This is a genomic window from Citrobacter sp. KTE30, assembly GCF_000398825.1.
Lineage (GTDB): Bacteria > Pseudomonadota > Gammaproteobacteria > Enterobacterales > Enterobacteriaceae > Citrobacter > Citrobacter freundii.
Genome location: NZ_KB976055.1, coordinates 2161142 through 2182209, shown reverse-complemented (window position 1 = coordinate 2182209; position 21068 = coordinate 2161142). Strand labels below are relative to the sequence as shown.

At 51.8% G+C, this 21068-nt stretch carries 19 protein-coding genes; 7 read left to right on the top strand and 12 right to left on the bottom strand.

Annotated elements, in window-relative coordinates; all coding sequences use genetic code 11:
• The first annotated feature begins 27 nt into the window (after positions 1-27).
• On the top strand, positions 28-1512 hold the full coding sequence (locus WC1_RS12635; RefSeq protein ID WP_003836218.1) for an MFS transporter: 1485 nt from the start codon (positions 28-30) through the stop codon (positions 1510-1512).
• Between the two features lie 3 nt (positions 1513-1515).
• Here the strand turns inward: WC1_RS12635 and WC1_RS12640 are convergent, their stop codons facing one another.
• The 3 genes from WC1_RS12640 to yddG form a co-directional block, all read right to left on the bottom strand.
• Positions 1516-1896: a GFA family protein gene (locus WC1_RS12640; protein ID WP_085951544.1), complete on the bottom strand. Its 381-nt coding sequence runs from the start codon at positions 1894-1896 to the stop codon at positions 1516-1518.
• Positions 1897-2039: 143 nt separating this feature from the next.
• Complete coding sequence (gene ompD, locus WC1_RS12645; protein ID WP_003836220.1) at positions 2040-3122, bottom strand: porin OmpD; 1083 nt, start codon at positions 3120-3122, stop codon at positions 2040-2042.
• 460 nt (positions 3123-3582) lie between these two features.
• A complete protein-coding gene (yddG, locus tag WC1_RS12650) occupies positions 3583-4464 on the bottom strand; it encodes an aromatic amino acid efflux DMT transporter YddG (protein ID WP_016150257.1) in 882 nt (293 codons plus the stop codon).
• A 287-nt stretch (positions 4465-4751) separates the two neighbouring features.
• Between yddG and fdnG the strand changes: the two genes are divergently transcribed.
• The 4 genes from fdnG (at position 4752) to WC1_RS12675 (ending at position 10078) form a co-directional block, all read left to right on the top strand.
• Positions 4752-7799 (top strand): formate dehydrogenase-N subunit alpha, encoded by a 3048-nt coding sequence (fdnG, locus tag WC1_RS12660; protein WP_119174237.1) that lies wholly within the window; start codon positions 4752-4754, stop codon positions 7797-7799.
• 13 nt (positions 7800-7812) lie between these two features.
• Positions 7813-8697 carry a formate dehydrogenase N subunit beta gene (gene fdnH / locus WC1_RS12665; protein WP_003833024.1) on the top strand — a complete coding sequence of 295 codons (885 nt, stop codon included), beginning with the start codon at positions 7813-7815 and terminating at the stop codon, positions 8695-8697.
• Entirely contained in the window at positions 8690-9346 is a 657-nt protein-coding gene (fdnI, locus tag WC1_RS12670; protein ID WP_003020054.1) for a formate dehydrogenase-N subunit gamma, read from the top strand. Before fdnH ends, fdnI begins: the two co-directional genes overlap by 8 nt.
• Before the next feature lie 129 nt (positions 9347-9475).
• Positions 9476-10078, top strand: a complete 603-nt coding sequence (locus tag WC1_RS12675) for an inorganic diphosphatase (protein ID WP_016150255.1) — start codon at positions 9476-9478, stop codon at positions 10076-10078.
• Positions 10079-10121: 43 nt separating this feature from the next.
• On the opposite strand, the gene WC1_RS12680 is transcribed toward WC1_RS12675, so the two are convergent.
• From WC1_RS12680 to WC1_RS12690, 3 genes are all read right to left on the bottom strand, one after another.
• A complete protein-coding gene (locus WC1_RS12680) occupies positions 10122-10406 on the bottom strand; it encodes a HigA family addiction module antitoxin (protein WP_003836231.1) in 285 nt (94 codons plus the stop codon).
• The gene (locus WC1_RS12685; RefSeq protein ID WP_003836234.1) at positions 10406-10684 is read right to left on the bottom strand and encodes a type II toxin-antitoxin system RelE/ParE family toxin; all 279 of its coding nucleotides are present in this window, start codon (positions 10682-10684) and stop codon (positions 10406-10408) included. Before WC1_RS12685 ends, WC1_RS12680 begins: the two co-directional genes overlap by 1 nt.
• Positions 10685-10904: 220 nt before the next feature.
• On the bottom strand, positions 10905-12620 hold the full coding sequence (locus WC1_RS12690; RefSeq protein WP_016150254.1) for an ABC-F family ATP-binding cassette domain-containing protein: 1716 nt from the start codon (positions 12618-12620) through the stop codon (positions 10905-10907).
• A gap of 418 nt (positions 12621-13038) precedes the next feature.
• Between WC1_RS12690 and WC1_RS12695 the strand changes: the two genes are divergently transcribed.
• Positions 13039-13941 carry an endonuclease/exonuclease/phosphatase family protein gene (locus tag WC1_RS12695; protein ID WP_016150253.1) on the top strand — a complete coding sequence of 301 codons (903 nt, stop codon included), beginning with the start codon at positions 13039-13041 and terminating at the stop codon, positions 13939-13941.
• A gap of 68 nt (positions 13942-14009) precedes the next feature.
• Here the strand turns inward: WC1_RS12695 and maeA are convergent, their stop codons facing one another.
• Both maeA and sra read right to left on the bottom strand, forming a co-directional pair.
• Entirely contained in the window at positions 14010-15707 is a 1698-nt protein-coding gene (maeA, locus tag WC1_RS12700) for a malate dehydrogenase (RefSeq protein ID WP_003836239.1), read from the bottom strand.
• Between the two features lie 179 nt (positions 15708-15886).
• Positions 15887-16027: a stationary-phase-induced ribosome-associated protein gene (gene sra, locus WC1_RS12705; RefSeq protein WP_003020039.1), complete on the bottom strand. Its 141-nt coding sequence runs from the start codon at positions 16025-16027 to the stop codon at positions 15887-15889.
• Between the two features lie 227 nt (positions 16028-16254).
• Between sra and osmC the strand changes: the two genes are divergently transcribed.
• Entirely contained in the window at positions 16255-16686 is a 432-nt protein-coding gene (gene osmC, locus WC1_RS12710; protein WP_003020036.1) for a peroxiredoxin OsmC, read from the top strand.
• Between the two features lie 47 nt (positions 16687-16733).
• On the opposite strand, the gene WC1_RS12715 is transcribed toward osmC, so the two are convergent.
• The 4 genes from WC1_RS12715 to WC1_RS12730 are packed head-to-tail and all read right to left on the bottom strand — an operon-like array spanning position 16734 to position 21066.
• On the bottom strand, positions 16734-17504 hold the full coding sequence (locus tag WC1_RS12715) for a 3-hydroxybutyrate dehydrogenase (RefSeq protein ID WP_003843689.1): 771 nt from the start codon (positions 17502-17504) through the stop codon (positions 16734-16736).
• Positions 17505-17515: 11 nt separating this feature from the next.
• On the bottom strand, positions 17516-18910 hold the full coding sequence (locus WC1_RS12720) for a GntP family permease (RefSeq protein WP_196491835.1): 1395 nt from the start codon (positions 18908-18910) through the stop codon (positions 17516-17518).
• A gap of 37 nt (positions 18911-18947) precedes the next feature.
• Positions 18948-19871 carry a 3-hydroxyacyl-CoA dehydrogenase family protein gene (locus WC1_RS12725; protein WP_016150252.1) on the bottom strand — a complete coding sequence of 308 codons (924 nt, stop codon included), beginning with the start codon at positions 19869-19871 and terminating at the stop codon, positions 18948-18950.
• On the bottom strand, positions 19861-21066 hold the full coding sequence (locus tag WC1_RS12730) for an acetyl-CoA C-acetyltransferase (protein ID WP_016150251.1): 1206 nt from the start codon (positions 21064-21066) through the stop codon (positions 19861-19863). The genes WC1_RS12725 and WC1_RS12730 overlap by 11 nt, the downstream gene beginning before the upstream one ends.
• Positions 21067-21068: the final 2 nt, after the last annotated feature.

The window sequence follows — 21068 nt, the reverse complement described above, 5'->3', positions numbered from 1 at the left end:
TCCAGTTTCAGTTTTGAAGGGAGTTTTATGTTTCGTCAGTGGTTAACGTTAGTGATTATTGTGCTGGTCTACATCCCTGTTGCGATTGATGCAACGGTGCTGCACGTTGCCGCGCCCACGCTGAGTATGACGCTGGGCGCCAGTGGCAACGAGCTGCTGTGGATCATTGATATTTATTCCCTGGTAATGGCCGGTATGGTATTGCCAATGGGCGCGCTGGGCGATCGCATCGGCTTTAAACGCCTGCTGCTGTTAGGTGGAGGCTTGTTTGGTCTGGCATCACTGGCGGCCGCTTTTGCTCATAGCGCCAGCTGGCTGATTGTCACCCGGGCCGTGTTGGCGATTGGCGCGGCGATGATTGTGCCGGCAACGCTTGCGGGGATTCGCGCCACGTTCGCTGAGCAACGGCATCGTAATATGGCGCTCGGCGTCTGGGCCGCGGTTGGTTCCGGCGGTGCGGCGTTTGGCCCACTGGTTGGCGGGATGCTACTGGAGCACTTCTACTGGGGATCCGTATTCTTAATTAATGTACCGATTGTCCTGGTGGTAATGGCCTTAACCGCACGCTTAGTGCCGCGTCAGGCTGGACGTCGCGATCAATCGTTAAATTTTGGTCATGCGATAATGCTGATTGTCGCCATTCTGCTGCTGGTTTACAGCGCCAAAACCGCGCTGAAAGGGCATACGGCGACCGTTGCCATCGCCCTGACGCTGTTAACCGGCGCTTTGCTGCTGTGGCAGTTTGTCCGCATCCAGCTTGCGGCAGCCCGCCCGATGATTGATATGCGGTTGTTCACGCATCGCATAATCTTAAGTGGCGTAGTGATGGCGATGACCGCGATGATAACGCTGGTGGGTTTCGAGTTACTGATGGCTCAGGAGCTACAGTTTGTCCACGGCTTAACACCGTATCAGGCAGGGTTGTTCATGCTGCCGGTGATGCTGGCAAGTGGTTTCAGCGGACCGATTGCCGGTATGTTGGTTTCACGTCTGGGATTACGTTGTGTGGCGACTGCGGGTATGGCGCTGAGCGCTGTTAGCTTTTACGGCCTGGCGATGACGGATTTCAGTAGTCAACAGGTACAAGCCTGGATTTTGATGGCTTTGCTCGGCTTCAGCGCCGCCAGTGCGCTTCTGGCTTCAACAGCGGCTATCATGGCAGCAGCACCTGCGGAAAAAGCCGCGGCCGCGGGTGCCATCGAGACAATGGCTTATGAACTGGGAGCCGGACTTGGGATCGCTATCTTTGGTTTGCTGTTGAGCCGTAGCTTTTCTGCATCGATTCTGCCGCCAGCCGGACTTAATCCGCAGGAAATGGAACGTGCCTCATCGTCAATGGGGGAGGCGGTACAACTGGCGCACTCGCTCCCGTCGTCACTGAGTGAGGCATTGCTGACGGCTGCCAGAGAAGCGTTCACCTGGTCACATAGCGTGGCCTTAAGCAGCGCCGGCAGCATGCTTATCGTATTAGCGATAGGAATGTGGTTCAGTCTGGCAAAGGTACAACGTTAATAACTAGTGAGCTAAATGACAGGGGTAATCCATCTCTTCGACTTCTTTCCCACTCAGTCGAGCGTATTGCCCCGTCAATCTCCAGAACGCAGGCTGTGTTTCCGTATAGATTTCTGCTGCTAATATCAGGCGGCGGCGATCTACCTCATTAAGCTCCAGAAGTGTCCACGGAATAAAGTAGCGATCGCTGTCCGTCAACGTAAACCACAGTGGGCATCCGCAGCCGGAACAGAAGAACCGTTCACCACGATTTGAGGAAGGAAAGTGCGAAGGTTCTACCGATTCTGGTGACATCAGCGGGTGAGCGCTGGCTTCCAGATACATGGCGATGCCGCCAGACCATTTCTGACACAGCGTACAATGGCAGGCATAGACATCCAGCATTTCGACGTCGACGGTAAAATGACTCTGTCCGCAAAGACAACGACCAGTGAATGTCTGCACGGCATACTCCTTATGACCGAGTCTACATCAAGAGAAAAAGCCAGCCCTTGAAGGACTGGCTTTGTATTCTGACTACAACAAAATTAGAACTGGTAGTTCAGACCAACAGCCACGATGTTGTCAGTTGACACTTTCGCTGCATTGGTGAAGTTGTTGTCATCCAGCAGGTTGATTTTGTAATCAACGAAGGTGGACATGTTTTTGTTGAAGTAGTAAGTAGCACCCAGGTCTACGTATTCAACCAGATCCTGGTCGCCGTAACCGTTGATGTCTTTACCTTTGGATTTCAGGTAAGCAACGGACGGACGCAGACCGAAGTCGAACTGGTACTGAGCAACTACTTCAAAGTTTTGTGCTTTATCTGCAATACCAGTAACACCGGAGCCACCATAGGTGGTCATGTTGCGGGTTTCAGAGTAGGTGGTTGCCAGGTAGATGTTGTTCGCATCATATTTCAGACCAGCGGCCCATACTTCAGCGTTTTTACCGGAAGCCATGAAACCGCCGTTACCGACAGACTGTTTGTCGGTACGGTCAGATTTCGCATAGGTAGCACCTACGCCAAAGCCTTCATACTCATAAGTGGTAGACAGACCGAAGCCGTCACCGTTAGCTTCTTTCAGGTTGTCACGGTCATTTTTGCCCTGGTACTGAGCAGCAAAGTTCAGACCTTCAACCAGACCGAAGAAGTCGGTGTTACGGTAGGTTGCAACGCCAGTAGTACGGCCAGTCATGAATACGTCAGTCTGGGTCCAGGTATCACCACCGAACTCAGGCAGGACGTCGGTCCATGCGCCGATGTCGTAGGCCACGCCGTAGTTACGACCGTAGTCGAAAGAACCGTATTCAGCGAATTTCAGACCAGCGAATGCCAGACGAGTTTTGTCTGCTTCAGAGCCCTGGGATTCAGAACGGTTGCCTTTGAATTCATATTCCCACTGACCAAAACCAACCAGCTGGTCATTGATCTGAGTTTCACCTTTGAAGCCCAGACGCGCGTAGGTTTTGTCGCCATCGCTGCCGTTGTCGTCAGAGAAGTAGTGCTGAGCGTGAACTTTTCCGTAGATATCCAGTTTGTTTGCGTCTTTGTTATATACCTCAGCTGCGTTTACCGCACCTGCCGCCAACAGGCTAGTCACTGCCACTGCAACTAATTTAAGTTTCATTCTAAATAATCCTTATAATTTTTTCTTGGTGTGTTTCCTAAACCATTGCTAAACGAAGGGGTTCGTCAATGGCAAACTATTTTTAAATGACGCAGTGGTATAAGTTCAATAATAAGTTTCATAATATTGCGAAATATTTGAAGTTGTGTGATCCAGATCTACATAATACGGTTGATTGTATTAATCTTTATATGTGACAAATCTGAATGGGTATATTTACGTAGGGGACTATTGTCAGGGCTATGATTTAAATGGCGTTAGTTCCGCATGTGTAATATATGCATATGAATGGATATAGATAACCGCATAATATTTTCGTGTGTTAACTAATTACCATATATTTAACATTTAATTAAACAAATTAAAACATAAATCGCAAGTGGAATGAACAATTATTATTCATCAATTTGTCTAAAGTATAGCCGGGTTTTATTTGTTTGTGATAAAACCCGGTTTTTTTTCAGGCGCGGCGCGTTGCCAGCCAACAAAGTAGCGAACCCGCGCAGACCATCAGTGCGCCCTGCCAGAAAGATAGCGAAAGCGGTGCACTGAGTAACACAGCAGCCAGTGCAGAAGAGAGCACAGGGGTAAAATAGGATCCTACGGCCATGATGGTCACGTTGCCATGCAAAATGCCAATATTCCACGCCGCATAGGCAAATCCTAACGTTAATGCCGCTGAGAACATTTTAATAGTCACCGAAGTGCTGAAAATCATTTCTGGTTGCGGAGTCATAAAATAGTAAATCCACAAACTTGCGGCTGTTAGTAAAACGAACACGGTGATGCCGTTAAAGCCTTTTGCATATTTATTGGTCACCGTGCAATACGTTGCCCAGATAAAAGCGCCGAGAAAGGCGAGAAAATAGCTCAGCGGACTGCTGGCAACATTGCTGATAATTTCATCAAGGTTAAGACCGTTTTCACCACCCAATACCCAACAAACCCCGGTCAATGCGATAATTAATCCAGGGATCACCAGCCAGGTTGTTTTTTGACCATTAAATAAAATAGCAAACAATATCGTCAAACTCGGCCAGAGATAATTGACCATACCGACTTCAATAGCCTGGTGACGAGTAGCCGCATAACCGAGAGCCAGCGCTAAACATATTTCATAAGTAACAAAAAGCACGCTACCAGCGATTAAATAGCGCACAGGAATTTTTCTGATATTCGGAAAGCCGACGGTAAATATCAGCAACAGACCACTTAAGGAAAAAATCATTGCTGCGCCGCCCGTAGGACCCAGTCCTTCACTTACCCCACGCATGAGTCCGACCATCGTGCTCCAGAGCACGATGGCAATGAGCCCAATTAACGTTGCCTTTTGTTTTGTCATTCTGATTGTCTGTCCATGGTACTGGCAAAAATTTAAGCTGAAATTTATAGCACTTTTATACCGTAGCGCGCTAATTAATTGCCTTTCCCATACTCCCTTATGGGTACAAGAGTTAAACAAAGTGCACTATTTAGTAGCGGAACCGTTTCGTTATTGATTTGACGCAAAAAAAATATGGATATAGCTGATAGTTTCGTCGCGAAGTTGTACATGGCATCTTTCAGACTGCCGCGCTGGCGCAATTTGAGAGATTTCCTGTACGAACCCCTGCAAAAAAGAGGAAAGCAATGGACGTCAGCCGCAGACAATTTTTTAAAATCTGCGCGGGCGGTATGGCGGGAACTACAGTGGCCGCTTTGGGTTTTGCACCCAAAATGGCACTGGCTCAGGCGCGAAACTATAAGCTGTTACGCGCCAAAGAGATCCGAAACACCTGCACATACTGTTCCGTAGGTTGCGGGCTATTAATGTATAGCCTGGGAGATGGAGCAAAAAACGCCAAAGAGTCGATTTACCATATTGAAGGGGATCCGGATCATCCGGTGAGCCGCGGGGCATTATGTCCTAAGGGCGCTGGATTACTGGATTACGTGCACAGTGAAAACCGTCTGCGTTACCCGGAATATCGCGCCCCTGGTTCCGACAAATGGCAGCGTATCAGCTGGGATGAAGCATTCACCCGTATCGCGAAGCTGATGAAAACTGACCGTGACGCCAACTTTATTGAGAAGAATGAGCAGGGCGTAACGGTAAACCGCTGGCTTTCAACCGGGATGCTGTGTGCATCTGCGGCAAGTAATGAAACCGGTATGCTGACGCAAAAATTTGTGCGCTCACTCGGCATGCTGGCAGTAGACAACCAGGCGCGCGTCTGACACGGACCAACGGTAGCAAGTCTTGCTCCAACATTTGGTCGCGGTGCGATGACCAACCACTGGGTTGATATTAAAAACGCTAACGTCGTGATGGTGATGGGCGGTAACGCCGCTGAAGCACATCCGGTGGGATTCCGCTGGGCGATGGAAGCAAAAAACAACAATGATGCCACGCTGATTGTTGTTGACCCTCGTTTTACACGTACAGCTTCGGTGGCGGATATCTATGCGCCAATTCGTTCCGGCACGGACATTACGTTCCTGTCCGGCGTCTTGCTGTACCTGATTGAAAACAACAAAATCAACGCTGAATACGTTAAGCATTACACCAACGCCAGCCTGCTGGTGCGGGATGACTTTGCTTTCGAAGACGGTCTGTTCAGCGGTTATGACGCAAACAAACGCCAATATGATAAATCGTCCTGGAACTACCAGTTCGATGAAAACGGCTACGCGAAACGCGATGAAACGTTAAGCCATCCTCGCTGTGTCTGGAACCTGCTAAAACAGCACGTTTCCCGCTACACGCCGGATGTGGTGGAAAACATTTGTGGTACGCCGAAAGAAGACTTCCTGAAAGTCTGCGAAGTGCTGGCTTCCACCAGCGCAGCCGATCGCACCACCACGTTCCTGTATGCGTTGGGTTGGACTCAGCATACCGTCGGGGCACAGAACATCCGCACCATGGCGATGATCCAGTTGCTGCTCGGCAACATGGGGATGGCAGGTGGCGGTGTCAACGCCTTACGCGGTCACTCCAACATTCAGGGGTTAACCGATTTAGGTCTGCTCTCTACCAGCCTGCCGGGCTACCTGACGCTGCCGTCAGAGAAACAGACAGATCTGCAAACCTATCTGGCCGCGAACACGCCAAAAGCGACATTGGCCGATCAGGTTAACTACTGGGGCAACTATCCGAAGTTCTTCGTCAGCTTGATGAAATCTTTCTACGGCAATGCTGCACAGAAAGAAAACGACTGGGGCTTTGAGTGGCTGCCGAAGTGGGATCAGTCCTACGACGTCATCAAATACTTCAACATGATGGATAGCGGGAAAGTCACCGGCTACATCTGTCAGGGCTTTAACCCTGTTGCGTCCTTCCCGGACAAAAACAAAGTGGTGCAGAGCCTCAGCAAACTGAAGTATCTGGTGGTTATCGATCCGCTGGTGACCGAAACCTCAACGTTCTGGCAGAACCACGGCGAGTCAAACGACGTTGATCCTGCGTCGATTCAGACCGAAGTCTTCCGTTTGCCTTCTACCTGCTTTGCGGAAGAGGACGGCTCCATCGCCAACTCCGGACGCTGGTTACAGTGGCACTGGAAAGGTCAGGACGCACCGGGCGAAGCCCGCAACGACGGCGAAATTCTGGCCGGTATTTACCACCGTCTGCGAGACATGTATCGCACTGAAGGCGGTAGAGCTGTAGAACCCGTTCTGAAAATGAGCTGGAACTATAAGCAGCCGGACGAACCGCACTCAGAGGAAGTGGCGAAAGAGAACAACGGCTATGCGCTGGAAGATCTCTATGATGCCAACGGTGTACTGGTTGCGAAGAAAGGTCAGTTGCTCAACAGCTTTGCGTTGCTGCGCGATGATGGTTCTACGTCATCATCCTGCTGGATTTATACCGGTAGCTGGACCGAGCAGGGCAACCAGATGGCCAATCGCGATAACGCCGATCCGTCAGGTCTGGGTAATACGCTGGGCTGGGCCTGGGCATGGCCGCTGAACCGTCGCGTGTTGTATAACCGCGCTTCGGCGGATCCACAGGGTAAACCGTGGGATCCAAAACGCATGCTTATCCAGTGGAACGGTACGAAGTGGACGGGTAACGATATCCCGGACTTCAATACCGCGGCACCGGGCAGTGGCACCAATCCATTTATCATGCAGCCGGAAGGGCTGGGGCGTCTGTTTGCTATCGATAAGATGGCGGAAGGTCCGTTCCCGGAACACTACGAGCCGATGGAAACGCCGCTGGGTACTAACCCGCTGCACCCGAATGTGATCTCCAACCCGGCAGCGCGTCTGTACGAGGCGGATAAACTCCGTATGGGCACGAAACAGGACTTCCCGTACGTCGGGACGACCTATCGTCTGACCGAACATTTCCATACCTGGACCAAGCACGCATTGCTGAATGCGATTGCCCAGCCAGAGCAGTTTGTGGAAATCAGCGAAACGCTGGCGGCAGCGAAAGGGATAAACAACGGCGATCACGTGAAAGTTAGCAGTAAACGTGGATTTATTCGCGCAGTTGCCGTGGTGACCCGTCGTCTGCGTACCCTGAACGTCAACGGTCAGCAGGTTGAAACGGTTGGGATCCCAATCCACTGGGGCTTTGAAGGAGTCGCGCGTAAAGGCTTTATCGCCAACACCCTGACGCCGAATGTCGGTGATGCAAACTCGCAAACGCCGGAATACAAAGCGTTTTTAGTTAACATCGAGAAGGCGTAAGGGAGGCGAACATATGTCTATGGAAACGCAGGACATCATCAAACGGTCCGCAACAAACTCCATCACGCCGCCACCTCAGGCCCGTGATTACAAAGCCGAGGTCGCGAAGCTGATCGACGTTTCCACCTGTATAGGCTGCAAGGCCTGTCAGGTGGCATGCTCAGAGTGGAACGATATCCGCGATGAAGTTGGCCACTGCGTCGGGGTGTATGACAACCCCGCCGATCTCAGCGCCAAGTCCTGGACGGTGATGCGGTTTACCGAAACCGAACAGAACGGCAAGCTGGAATGGCTGATTCGTAAAGACGGCTGTATGCACTGTGAAGATCCGGGCTGCCTGAAGGCATGCCCGTCTGCCGGGGCAATCATCCAGTACGCCAACGGGATTGTCGATTTCCAGTCAGAACACTGTATTGGCTGCGGCTACTGTATTGCCGGGTGTCCATTTAATATTCCGCGCCTCAATAAAGAGGATAACCGCGTGTATAAATGTACGCTGTGTGTCGACCGGGTCAGCGTCGGGCAGGAACCTGCCTGCGTGAAGACCTGTCCGACCGGGGCAATACATTTCGGCACCAAGCAGGAAATGCTGGAAATGGGCGAACAGCGTGTGGCAAAACTGAAAGCACGCGGTTTCGAACACGCCGGTCTCTACAACCCGGAAGGTGTGGGTGGTACGCACGTTATGTACGTTCTGCATCATGCCAACCAGCCGGAGCTGTATCACGGCCTGCCGAAAGATCCGCAGATCGATACCTCTATTAATCTGTGGAAAGGGGCGCTGAAACCGCTGGCCGCTGCCGGATTTATCGCCACCTTCGCCGGGCTGATTTACCACTACATTGGTATCGGTCCGAATAAGGAAGTGGACGACGACGAGGAGGATCATCATGAGTAAGTCGAAAATGATTGTGCGCACGAAGTTTATCGACCGCGCCTGTCACTGGACGGTGGTGATCTGCTTCTTCCTGGTGGCGCTGTCGGGGATTTCGTTCTTCTTCCCGACTCTGCAATGGCTGACGCAAACCTTCGGTACGCCGCAGATGGGACGCATTTTGCACCCGTTCTTCGGCATACTGATCTTCGTCGCGCTAATGTTCATGTTTGTGCGCTTTGTGCACCACAACATCCCGGATAAAAAAGATATTCCGTGGCTGAAAAACATTGTGGAAGTGCTGAAAGGCAATGAACACAAAGTGGCGGATGTGGGCAAGTACAACGCCGGGCAGAAAATGATGTTCTGGTCGATCATGAGCATGATTTTCGTGCTGCTGATTACCGGTATTATTATCTGGCGTCCATACTTTGCACAGTTCTTCCCAATGCAGGTCGTGCGCTATAGCCTGCTGATCCATGCGGCGGCGGGGATTATCCTGATGCACGCCATCCTCATCCATATGTATATGGCATTCTGGGTGAAAGGTTCGATTAAAGGCATGGTTGAAGGGAAGGTGAGCCGTCGCTGGGCGAAGAAACATCACCCACGTTGGTATCGCGAAGTTGAAAGACAAGAAGCGAAAAAAGAGAGCGAGGAAGGGGTTAACTAATCCCTGATGTTCCCTCTACGCAATGGCGCTACATCGGTAGCGCCATTTTTTTGCCAAAAAAACGTCATGTTTCTGTCATCTGCTGAACGTAAGGTGTTGTCTTTCCAATAATAGAAGAGTTAAAAGACAATGCATCTGGTGAAAAAACTACTCGCAATCAGCGTGTTTCTTTGTGCTTCAGCTCAGGCGCAGAACATCCTCGAATTTCCTCAGCCGGAGAATAACCCGGAAGAGTTTTATGCCGTAACCGAAATCCCGGCAGGTGGAATGATTAAATATGAAACCGACGCCAAAACCGGGTTTATCGTTGCCGATCGCTTCCAGTCAATGCCGGTTGCCTATCCCGCCAACTACGGTTCACTAACCCAGTCTTTAGCCGGTGACGGCGATCCGCTGGATGTTATCTTTTATACTCGTGCGCCGCTGGCCCCGGGGACGTTGATTAAGCTGCGCGCAATAGGCGTCCTGAAGATGATCGACGGCGGTGAAAAGGACGACAAAATTGTCGCCGTGCCGGCCAGTAAAATTGACCCCACTTATGACAACATCAAAGAATTGAGCGATCTGCCCAATATTGAAGTTCAACGTCTGGAATCTTTCTTCCGCGTGTACAAAGATCTGCCGGAAGGGCGCAAGAAGGTCGAATTAAACGGTTTCAACGACGCCGCTACGGCAAAGCAAGAGATCAAACAGGCCTGGGATGCCTGGAAAGAGAAAAAATCACAGCAATAAATGGTATGCCGGATGGCAAAAGTTTATCCGGCATTTACTTTTATCACTGTACTGCCAGCTTACGCAGGCGTGAAATATCCACGCTTTTTTGGGCCTCTGCCAGACTCCAGGTAGTTTGCAGGTTTAACCACATTTCGGGTGAGCTGCCAATCACCACAGAGAGTTTAATCGCCATCTCAGGCGTTAGGGCTGCTTTCCCGGTTAATAGTCGACTTGCGGTTGAAGGTGCAATCTCCATAGCTCTGGCAAACTCGCGCAGGCTGACATTGAGTTCTTCCAGCGCTTCCTGAATGATATCCCCAGGACGGGGATGATTTGCCATCTTCATCAATGATAGTCCTCGTAGTCCAGTATGTACGCGTCGCCATTGACGAATTCAAACGTAATACGCCAGTTACCTGAAACAGCTATTGCCCATATGCCATCACGATCACCTACCAGAGGATGTAGCTTATAACCGGGCATATTGATATCTGTAACCTTGCTTGCCGCATCAATAACGGCAAGCCTGTGTCGTAATCGTCGGACATGTTTCGCCATAACGCCTGATGTTCTTCCATGAAGAAACAAATCTCGCAATCCCTTGTGTCTGAAGTTCATGATCATCCGTATCATCCTTGTTCCTTCAAGAGGAACACTACCATTAATGTTCCGTGAAGCGCAACGCCAAGATTGCGATTTTTAAAATTGTGCGGCGAATGCGCTAAAAGAAAAAGGGAGAAGGGGAATATCTGGAAAGCGTCACGCAAGAATTGCCGGATTGCAGGCCTACACGCGCATTTTGCTGGTGTAGGCCGGATAAGCTTGCGCCATCCGGCAATAAAGATTACTTCAGTTGTGAGTTCAGACGCTCAATCTCTTTACGCCATTGCGCCTGTAACAGCGGTTTTTGATGTTTCGGCTTGCGGGCGAGATCGTCGGCCAGACGCTGTTCCAGATCGAGGAGTTGTTCCAGCAATCCATCGCTGTCACAGCTTATTTCAGCTTTCGCTTCGACCACCGTTTTGGGAACGGTTATCTCCGCGGACGTTTCCCTAATACGCGCATTGACCGCCTCCAGATCGTGCCATTCACTGAGTTCGCCATTGTCGATTAACCAGAACCGGTTACAGCTTTGGCTGATAAGCTGCCGGTCGTGACTGACCAGCAACACGCCGCCGTTATAGCTTTGTAGCGTTTCTGCCAGCGCCTCTTTACCTTCCATATCCAGATGGTTGGTCGGTTCATCGAGCATCAGCAGACTGTAGCGCGCGAGCGTCAGCCCCACAAACAGCAGCCGGGAGCGCTCACCGCCGCTTAACGTGCTGACTCGCTGCGCATGACGAACCCACGGAAATCCCGCGCTAATCAACGCCATCTTGCGAATCTCTGGCTGCGGGGCAAACGCTTCCAGCGCGTCAAACAATGAATCGTTATCGGCAAGCTGATGCAACGTCTGGTCGTAATAACCCAGGGTAACGCGCGGGTGTAACACCAGTGAAGGCGATGCCAGCTGTGACTGAAACTGTTGCCAGATAAGCCTTAATAGCGATGATTTCCCGCAACCGTTACGCCCGACAATCGCCACGCGATCGCCGCTTTTTAACCGGATACCGGCAATGGAAAACAGTGTATCTGCACCGGGAGCAGGGACTACAGACAGATTGGTCATCTCCAGCAAACGATCTGCACGCAGGGAATCACCCTGCAATGTTAGTGTCCACTGACTTCCTGCCGTCACTTCTGTCTGCACCTCTTTCAGGCGCTGCACCTGTTTTTCCATCTGCTTGGCCTTGCGGGAGAGATCTTCGTTGTCGTAGATCCGCCCCCAGGTTGCCAGCCGTTTGCCGCTGGCGGTAACCCGGTCTATCTCTTTTTGCTCAGCCTTGTGGCGCAGAGCATCGCTGACGTCTCTTTCTGCCAGCGCCTGACGTGCCGCGCTACAGGGTAGATCAAAGGCATGGAGAGTGCGATCGCGTAGGATCCACGTTCCGTGAGTCACCGCGTCCAGCAACTGCGGGTCGTGGGAAACCACCACAAAACTGCCAGACCAGTTCTGTAAGAACTGCTCCAGCCACAGTAATGTTGGCAAATCCAGATGGTTACCCGGTTCATCCAGCAGCAGCAGGTCAGGATTACGCATCAGCGCCCGCGCTAATAGCAAGCGTGTGTGCTGGCCACCGCTCAACGTTTGCGCTGTCAGAGATAAATTCTCTGGCGTGAAACCCATTTCGGCAAGCAGCGCTTCAACCCGCCATTGTTGAGCCGCACGCTCATGCTCAGGAAGTTGAGCGAGAACGGCTTCCTGCAGCGTAAGAGGCAGTATATCGTCAGGTAGATGTTGTTCTACACGCGCGAGATGGCAGTGATTCGCTTGCGCGATTGCTCCACTGGTGGGCGAAATCGTGCCATCGAGCAGTTTTAACAACGTGCTTTTTCCGCAGCCGTTGTAACCGATAAGCCCGATGCGGTCGCCTTTTTTCAGGGTAAAGGAAAGATCGTCGAATAGCGTGCCGAATGCCGTATCAACGTGTAAGGATTGTGCGGTTAGTAATGTGCTCATTGTTGCTTACTCAAGAGTTACAGGCGTGAAAACGCCTCGTCAAACATCGCTGACGATAACCCGGTAAGCCCGAGAGAAGGGGATTTAGAAGTTAGCTTCGCTCAAGCAGAAGTTATCGCAGCACGATACCGATAACGCTTGAGCACTGGCGATCGCCAAAAGCATGTGAAACGATAAAACGTTCACAGTACAGCATAAGTATCCTCCTTTTGTTTTTCAGAATGTTGATCGGTGATGAAAGTGTAATCGCAACATACGCAGTAGCGCAAGCTTTGAACGCCCAGCAGATTACAAGACAAATAAATCATGCAAAACTTAATTTTCTTCGCGTCGAAAGCTTGGGTTAATGATCACAATAACGATCAATATTCTCCGGTATCCTATCGCGCACTATTTTATTATTTGGAGAATAGATGACATGAAAAAAACAATGACATTGACGATGATTGCGCTGGGATGTTTATTTGTAAATGCACAAGCAAGTGAAAAACTAGCGGGTAATGAGATACTTAAAGTGCAAAAAGGTGGAGTTCCTGACAAAATTTACACGCAGAATAAACCGCATTTAAAGATTGCCACCTATAACATTGGTAAAAATGAAGCATCTGCTGATGTGGCGGATTTTACGGCACTTAATTCGGCAATTAAAAAAATTGATGCGGATATTATTGCTGTACCAGAGGTTGATAATAAAACAGGGCGCAGTCAAAAGATTGATCAACTCAAAAAAATCGCTGATGCCAATAAACTGTATTACGCCTTCGGTAAAGCCCTCGATTTTGATGGCGGTGAGTACGGGTTAGGACTGCTTTCCAAATATAAAATATTGCATACACAGGTGGTAAAATTACCGTCGGGTAATGCTGAACAACGCGTGGCGTTACTGGCGCAGGTTGACGTTCCTGGGTTTGATTCTGCTCCCATCATTATGGTGACTCATCTCGACTGGCAAAAAGACCCCACCATGCGTACGGAACAAGCCCGCTATCTGTTAGATATCAGCATTGGCGACGCGACATCAGATTTCCCGGATATCGCCTCCTCAATTAAGATCCTTGCAGGGGATTTTAATTCGACCCGGGATGAGCAGCCACTTAAAGAAATACGTTACTTTTTCAATGAAGTGACGAAAGAAGGAATTGATACGCGCAGTTGGCCAGCCGTTAATCCTGCGATCGATATAGACCATATTTTCACGTTTAAAGGTCAGAAGTGGAACGTCAAAAACCTGGAAATCCCACATAATTCGCCAGAGTTTACGTGGTCTACGGCGAGCGATCACCTGCCGGTTATTGCTGAACTTGAACTTTCAGAACAGTAATCTACATACAGTATTTCGTTCATCGAACGCTTAAAATTGCCCGGCAGACTCAGCTGCCGGGCAAACCGTCAAATAGAAGTACGACGGTAGTCGCGATATTCCGCCTGCCAGAAATTATCGTCAATAGCCTGTTGCAGCGCTTCAGCGGAGGTTTTCACCGCCACACCTTGCTGCTGGGCCATTTTACCGACAGCAAAGGCAATGGCACGAGAAACCGTCTGAATATCTTTCAGTTCCGGTAGCACCAGTCCTTCACCGTTGAGCACCAGCGGTGAATACTGTGCCAGCGTTTCACTGGCCGACATCAGCATTTCATCAGTGATGCGCGACGCGCCAGAAGCAATCACGCCAAGGCCAATACCCGGGAAGATGTACGCGTTATTACACTGGGCGATCGGGTAAGTTTTCTCTTTCCACACTACCGGTGCAAACGGGCTACCGGTCGCAACCAGCGCGTTGCCTTCGGTCCAGGCGATAATATCCTGCGGCGTGGCTTCTACACGAGAAGTCGGGTTAGACAGCGGCATGACGATCGGACGCGGACAATGCTTGTGCATTTCGCGGATGATCTCTTCGGTAAACAGACCAACCTGTCCGGAAACCCCGATCAGGATGTCAGGTTTAACGTTGCGGACCACATCGAGCAACGACAGGACATCTTCTTGTGTATCCCAGTGCTGCAGATTTTCGCGTTTTTGCACCAGTTTGGTCTGGAAGGAGAGCAGGTTCGGCATTTTGTCGGTTAAGAGGCCGAAGCGATCGACCATGAATACGCGTTGACGCGCCGCTTCTTCGCTTAAACCTTCTCGCTGGATTTGCGCAATGATCTGCTCGGCGATCCCGCATCCGGCGGAACCCGCGCCGAGGAAGACGATGTTTTGTTCGCTCAGCTGGCTTCCGGCCGCGCGGCTAGCCGCAATCAGCGTACCGACGGTAACCGCCGCGGTGCCCTGAATATCGTCGTTAAATGAGCAAATTTCATCGCGATAACGGGTCAGCAGTGGCATAGCGTTTTTCTGGGCGAAATCTTCAAACTGCAACAGCACGTCCGGCCAGCGATGCTTCACGGCCTGGATGAATTCATCAACAAATTCGTAGTATTCATCATCAGTGATACGCGGATTGCGCCAGCCCATATACAGCGGATCGTTCAGCAGTTGCTGGTTGTTGGTCCCCACGTCCAGTACCACCGGAAGTGTATAGGCCGGGCTAATTCCGCCACATGCGGTATACAGCGACAGTTTACCGATTGGAATGCCCATCCCGCCGATCCCCTGATCGCCAAGACCTAAAATACGTTCGCCATCGGTGACAACGATGACCTTGATATTGTGGTTAGGGACGTTTTGCAGGATATCGTCCATATTGTGGCGGTTCTGATAAGAGATAAACACGCCGCGCGCACGACGATAAATCTCAGAGAAACGCTCACAGGCTGCGCCGACCGTTGGGGTATAGATAACTGGCATCATCTCATCCAGGTGATTATGCACCAGTCGGTAAAACAGGGTTTCGTTGGTGTCCTGGATGTTGCGCAGGTAAATATGTTTGTCGATTTCGGTTTTGAAGCCCTGATATTGGATCCAGGCGCGTTCAGCCTGTTCTTCAATCGTTTCGACGACTTCCGGCAGTAACCCCAGCAGGTTGAAGTTACGGCGTTCTTCCACACTGAAGGCGCTCCCTTTATTCAGTAAAGGGAATTCCAGCAGTACCGGGCCAGCGTAAGGGATGTAAAGGGAACGCAGTTTTTTAGTTTCGTTTTCCATGTCACTCACTCTTTTTTGAATAACCGTCCCTGGCGCTCTTTATGATCGTATGTGGCCTGTCCGCCAGGGAAACGGGCGAAGTATAAAGCATTGTGAATGGGTTAAGGGGTTTTATAAGCAAAAACACCACTGCGGTTGCAATGGTGTTTATCTCGTTACTCAGTCAGACGTGCGAAAGGCTACTTGCCGTCAGCGCGGCGCTTTCTTCCAGTAGGATTGTTGACCACGTTGGTTTTGTCACCTTCGGTCACGATTTTACGTTGATTTGAGATTTTGTGGTCCAGTCCGAGAATATGACGGGCCTGACGGTTCGATTTCATTCTAACTCCTTAATCCTGTTACTGGTTTCAAGGGCGAGCCCGTATGAGAACGGACGAAATACAACCTGATATAAAGCCGATGTTCAACATAACGGCTTTCTGGATGGTCGGTCATTTTATCTGAAAGGTCAATGCTTAAGCGGCAAATGAGAACTATCCCGTATGTAACATGCTTTTCCCCGGGCGTCCTATACTAGTAACTCCGACGACAACACAGGAGAGCGATAATGACTATCCATAAGAAAGGTCAGGCACACTGGGAAGGCGACATTAAGCGCGGCAAAGGCACTGTGTCGACCGAAAGTGGCGTGTTGAATCAGCAACCGTATGGGTTTAATACACGATTTGAAGGTGAGAAAGGCACCAATCCTGAAGAGTTGATTGGCGCGGCCCATGCAGCCTGCTTTTCGATGGCGCTTTCACTGATGCTGGGTGAAGCAGGGTTTACCCCAGATGCCATTGATACCACTGCCGATGTTTCTCTGGATAAGGTAGATGCCGGGTTTGCGATCACTAAAGTCGCGTTGCATAGCCAAGTGAGCGTGCCGGGGATAGACGCCGCCACGTTTGACGGCATCATCCAGAAAGCAAAAGCCGGATGCCCGGTATCTCAGGTTCTGAAAGCGGAAATAACGCTGGATTACAAACTGAAGTCTTAATAAAGTCGTGCCGGATGTGACCAGTTCTTATCCGGCACCTGATGATGTTATTGCGCTACCCAACCGCCATCCATATTCCACGCTACGCCACGCACTTGCGCCGCACCGTCTGAACATAAGAATAACGCGAGATTCCCTAACTGCTCTGGGGTAACGAATTCGCGCGACGGCTGCTTTTCAGCCAGCAAGGCGTCACGGGCTGCCTCAGGCTCTGCGCCTTCGGCAATACGCTTATCGATCTGCTGCTGGACCAGCGGCGTTAGCACCCAGCCGGGACACAGCGCATTGCAGGTGATTTCCGTCTGTGCGGTTTCCAGCGCGATGGTCTTGGTTAATCCCACCACACCGTGCTTCGCTGCTACGTAGGCAGATTTCTCTTTTGAAGCCACCAGGCCGTGAACAGAAGCGATATTAATGATGCGCCCCCAGTTTCGCGCGCGCATACCGGGAAGCGCCAGACGCGTGGTGTGAAAAACGGAGGAGAGGTTAATCGCGATAATCGCGTTCCATTTATCAACCGGGAAGGTTTCTATCGGTGAAACATGCTGGATCCCGGCGTTATTGATAAGAATATCCACACCGCCGAATTCGCTCTCTGCATAGCGCATCATGTCGGCAATTTGCGCTTCATCGCTCAGATCCGCGCCATGATAGCCTGGCGTTTTGCCATACTGCGCAACAGCGTCTTTGGCAGCATCAACATCACCAAACCCGTTGAGGATCAGGGTGGCGCCAGCTTGCGCCAGCACCTGTGCGATACCTAATCCGATACCACTGGTCGAGCCGGTAACCAGGGCGGTTTTTCCCGTTAAGTTCATGATGATTCTCCTTAAACAATTCCGGTGGTGTAGAAGACGCCGATGACAAACAGTACGGCCAGACTTTTAATGATGGTAATAGCGAAAATTCCGCCATACGCCTGACGATGACTAAGGCCGGTGATAGCCAATAAGGTAATGACCGCGCCGTTATGCGGTAGGGTGTCCATACCGCCGCTGGCCATAGATGCCACGCGGTGGAAGACTTCAAGTGGGATATTGGCGGCATGTGCGGCAGCGATGAAAGTGTCAGACATGGCGGCAAGGGCAATACTCATCCCGCCAGACGCCGAACCGGTGATCCCGGCAAGCGTGGTAATGCTGATAGCCTCATTGAGCAGCGGGTCAGGAATAGCCGCCAGCGCTTTTGACAGCACAAGGAAGCCCGGCAGGGCGGCGATCACTGCGCCAAAACCGTACTCTGACGCGGTGTTCATCGCCGCGAGGATCGCGCCACCAACTGCCGTTCTGCTGCCTTCAGCCAGGCGACCTTTAATGTTGCGGTAGCCGAAGAGCACCACCAGCAGAATCCCAGAAATCAGCGCCGCTTCCACTGCCCAGATAGCGGTGATTTTACCGACTTCGGTGGTAATTGGTTTGGCAAGACCCGGAAGTTCAAGTTGATGCGTGGCACCATACCACTGTGGGATCCAGCGGGTAAACAGCAGGTTAAATACCCCAACCAGGATCAGCGGAGAGATCGCGATGATCGGGTTCGGCAGATTAATGTTATCCGGCGTTTCCGGCTCGTTTAACAGTTCAGTGCCATAGCCTTCATTCTTTGCCTGCGCTTTACGACGCTGACGTTCGAGATAAACCAGACCGACGAAAATAATAAACAGCGAGCCTATCAGCCCCAGCCACGGCGCAGCCCAGGCGTTAGTCCCAAAGAAGCTGGTCGGAATAATGTTCTGGATCTGCGGCGTGCCTGGCAGAGCATCCATAGTGAAAGAGAATGCGCCCAGCGCAACGGTGGCCGGGATCAGGCGCTTAGGAATATTACTCTGGCGGAACAGCTCCGCCGCAAATGGATACACCGCAAACGCCACGACGAACAGCGAAACCCCGCCGTAGGTTAACAGCGCGCACACCAGCACGATCACCGGGATGGCGTGACGACGACCGAGGATGTTGATAGCGGCGGCAACAATGGAACGTGAAAATCCAGATAACTCGATTAACTTGCCAAACACTGCACCCAGCAAGAACACCGGGAAGTAAAGCTTCACAAAACCGACCATTTTTTCCATAAACAGGCCGGTGAAAGCGGGGCCGACGGCGCTGGGTTCAGTGAGTAATACAGCACCTAATGCCGCGATGGGGGCAAACAGAATGACGCTGTATCCGCGATAGGCTGCAAGCATCAGCAGGCCCAGCGCTGCCAGGGCGATTAATACACTCATCATGACTCCTTATTATTATATTGGGGTACAGAAAGAGACGTTATGGTTTCAGGGCAAAACGCAGTTGATGCTCTCTGCGTTGCTGGATGTACTCCTTGCGCGAATCATCCCAGCGATAAAATCCCTGACCGCTGCGTAAACCGGTATCACCGTTGGCTACCTTGTCAGCGACCAACGACATCATCTCGCTGCCGGTTGCCAGTTCCGGGAGCAGATGCCGACAAATATCCTGCACCGTAGAGAGTCCGGTCATATCTGCCGCTTCCAGCGGACCAACCATCGCATAGCGACGTCCGAGCGAGGCACGCATGACCTGATCCACCACCTCTGCGCTGGCGATGCCGCTTTTAACGATATGAAGCGCTTCACGCAGCAAAGCAAACTGCAGTCGATTGCCGACAAACCCTGGTGCGGCGCGATCGAGCACGACGGCTTCCAGTTGCATCGAGAGCAGCAACTGTTGCAGCTCACGCAGGTATTCCGCTTTGGTGGCGGTGCCGGGGACAATTTCGACCAGCGGAATAAAATGTGGCGGGTGCCAGAAATGGGCGATGAGCAGCCGCTCAGGATGGACAAGCTTTTCTGCCAGCGCATCCGGCGGCAGGCCGCTGGTATTACTGGCAATGACGGCCTCAGGCGCGATCAGATCTTCCAGTTGCGCATACAACGCGTGCTTGAGCTCGAGCCGCTCCGGGATCGCTTCAATCAGTAACCCGCACGCAGCAATCTCCGGTAGCGAAGTCGTACCGTGCAGACGACTCACAACCTGTTCTTTTTCGTCTGCGGCAAACTGTTCGGCGGTAATCAGCTCATCCAGAATACCGCTGGCAACGGCGCTAATTTCTGCAATTCGGCTGCTATCGGTGTCATACAGCCAGATATCGTGACCATAACGGGCGAAGTGGGTGGCAATACCGACCCCCATTAACCCCGCCCCCAGAACGCAGACAGGCTTACTTTGCATGAGAGACCTCCTGCAAACGCTCTACCGCCAGCGCTACGCCCTGACCACCGCCTACGCACAGCGTAGCCAGCCCTTTGGTCGCGTTACTGCGGGCCATTTCGTGCAACAGTGTCACCAGGATTCGGCAACCAGATGCGCCGATGGGATGGCCCAGCGCAATCGCGCCGCCATTTACGTTCACCCGGTCGCTGTCCCAGTTCAGGGATTCGCCAACCGCCAGCGCTTGTGCGGCAAAGGCTTCGTTGGCCTCAATGAGATCGACATCATTCAACGTCCAGCCAGCTCGCTTCAGGCACTGGAGTGACGCTTCTACCGGCCCAATGCCCATAATGGCGGGATCGACACCAGAAACCGCGTAGCCTGTTACCCGGGCAAGCACTGGCAAATTGAGTTCTGCGGCTTTGCCGGCGCTCATCAACATCACCGCGGCGGCACCATCATTGATGGATGATGCATTTCCGGCGGTCACCGTACCGTTTCCTGGCCGAAATGCTGGTTTAAGTTGCGCCAGCTTGTCGGCCTGAGTATCCGGGCGAGGCTGTTCGTCACGGTCCACCACACGTGGCGGCTTTTTGCCTTGTGGGACGCTAACCGGCGTGATTTCCGCGCTAAAACGACCCGCTTCAATGGCAGCGGCGGCTTTTTGCTGGGAGCGCAGGGCAAAAGCGTCCTGCTGCTCACGACTGATTACGAACTTATCCGCCAGATTTTCAGCAGTAATACCCATGTGATAGTCGTTGAACGCATCCCACAGGCCGTCATGCACCACGCTGTCTTTCATACTGGCATGACCCAACCGCAGGCCGGCCCGCGCGCCGTCGAGAAAATAGGGCGCATTGCTCATGCTCTCCTGGCCTCCGGCAATCACGATTTGCGCATCGCCACAGCGAATTGCCTGTACCGCCTGATGCACCGCCTTCAGGCCAGAACCGCACACCAGATTAATGGTTAACGCCGGTGTGGTTGACGGCAGTCCTGCGCGTAACGCCGTTTGTCTGGCCGGATTCTGGCCGCAGCCTGCCGTCAGAACCTGACCTAAAATCACTTCATCAATTTGTTCAGGCGCCACAGCCGTTTTTTCCAGCAGCGAACGGACAACCGCTGTACCTAACTCCACGGCGGAAAGTGGTGCCAGCGCACCATGAAAACTGCCAATCGGGGTGCGCGTTGCCGCGACAATTACAACATCCTGCATGG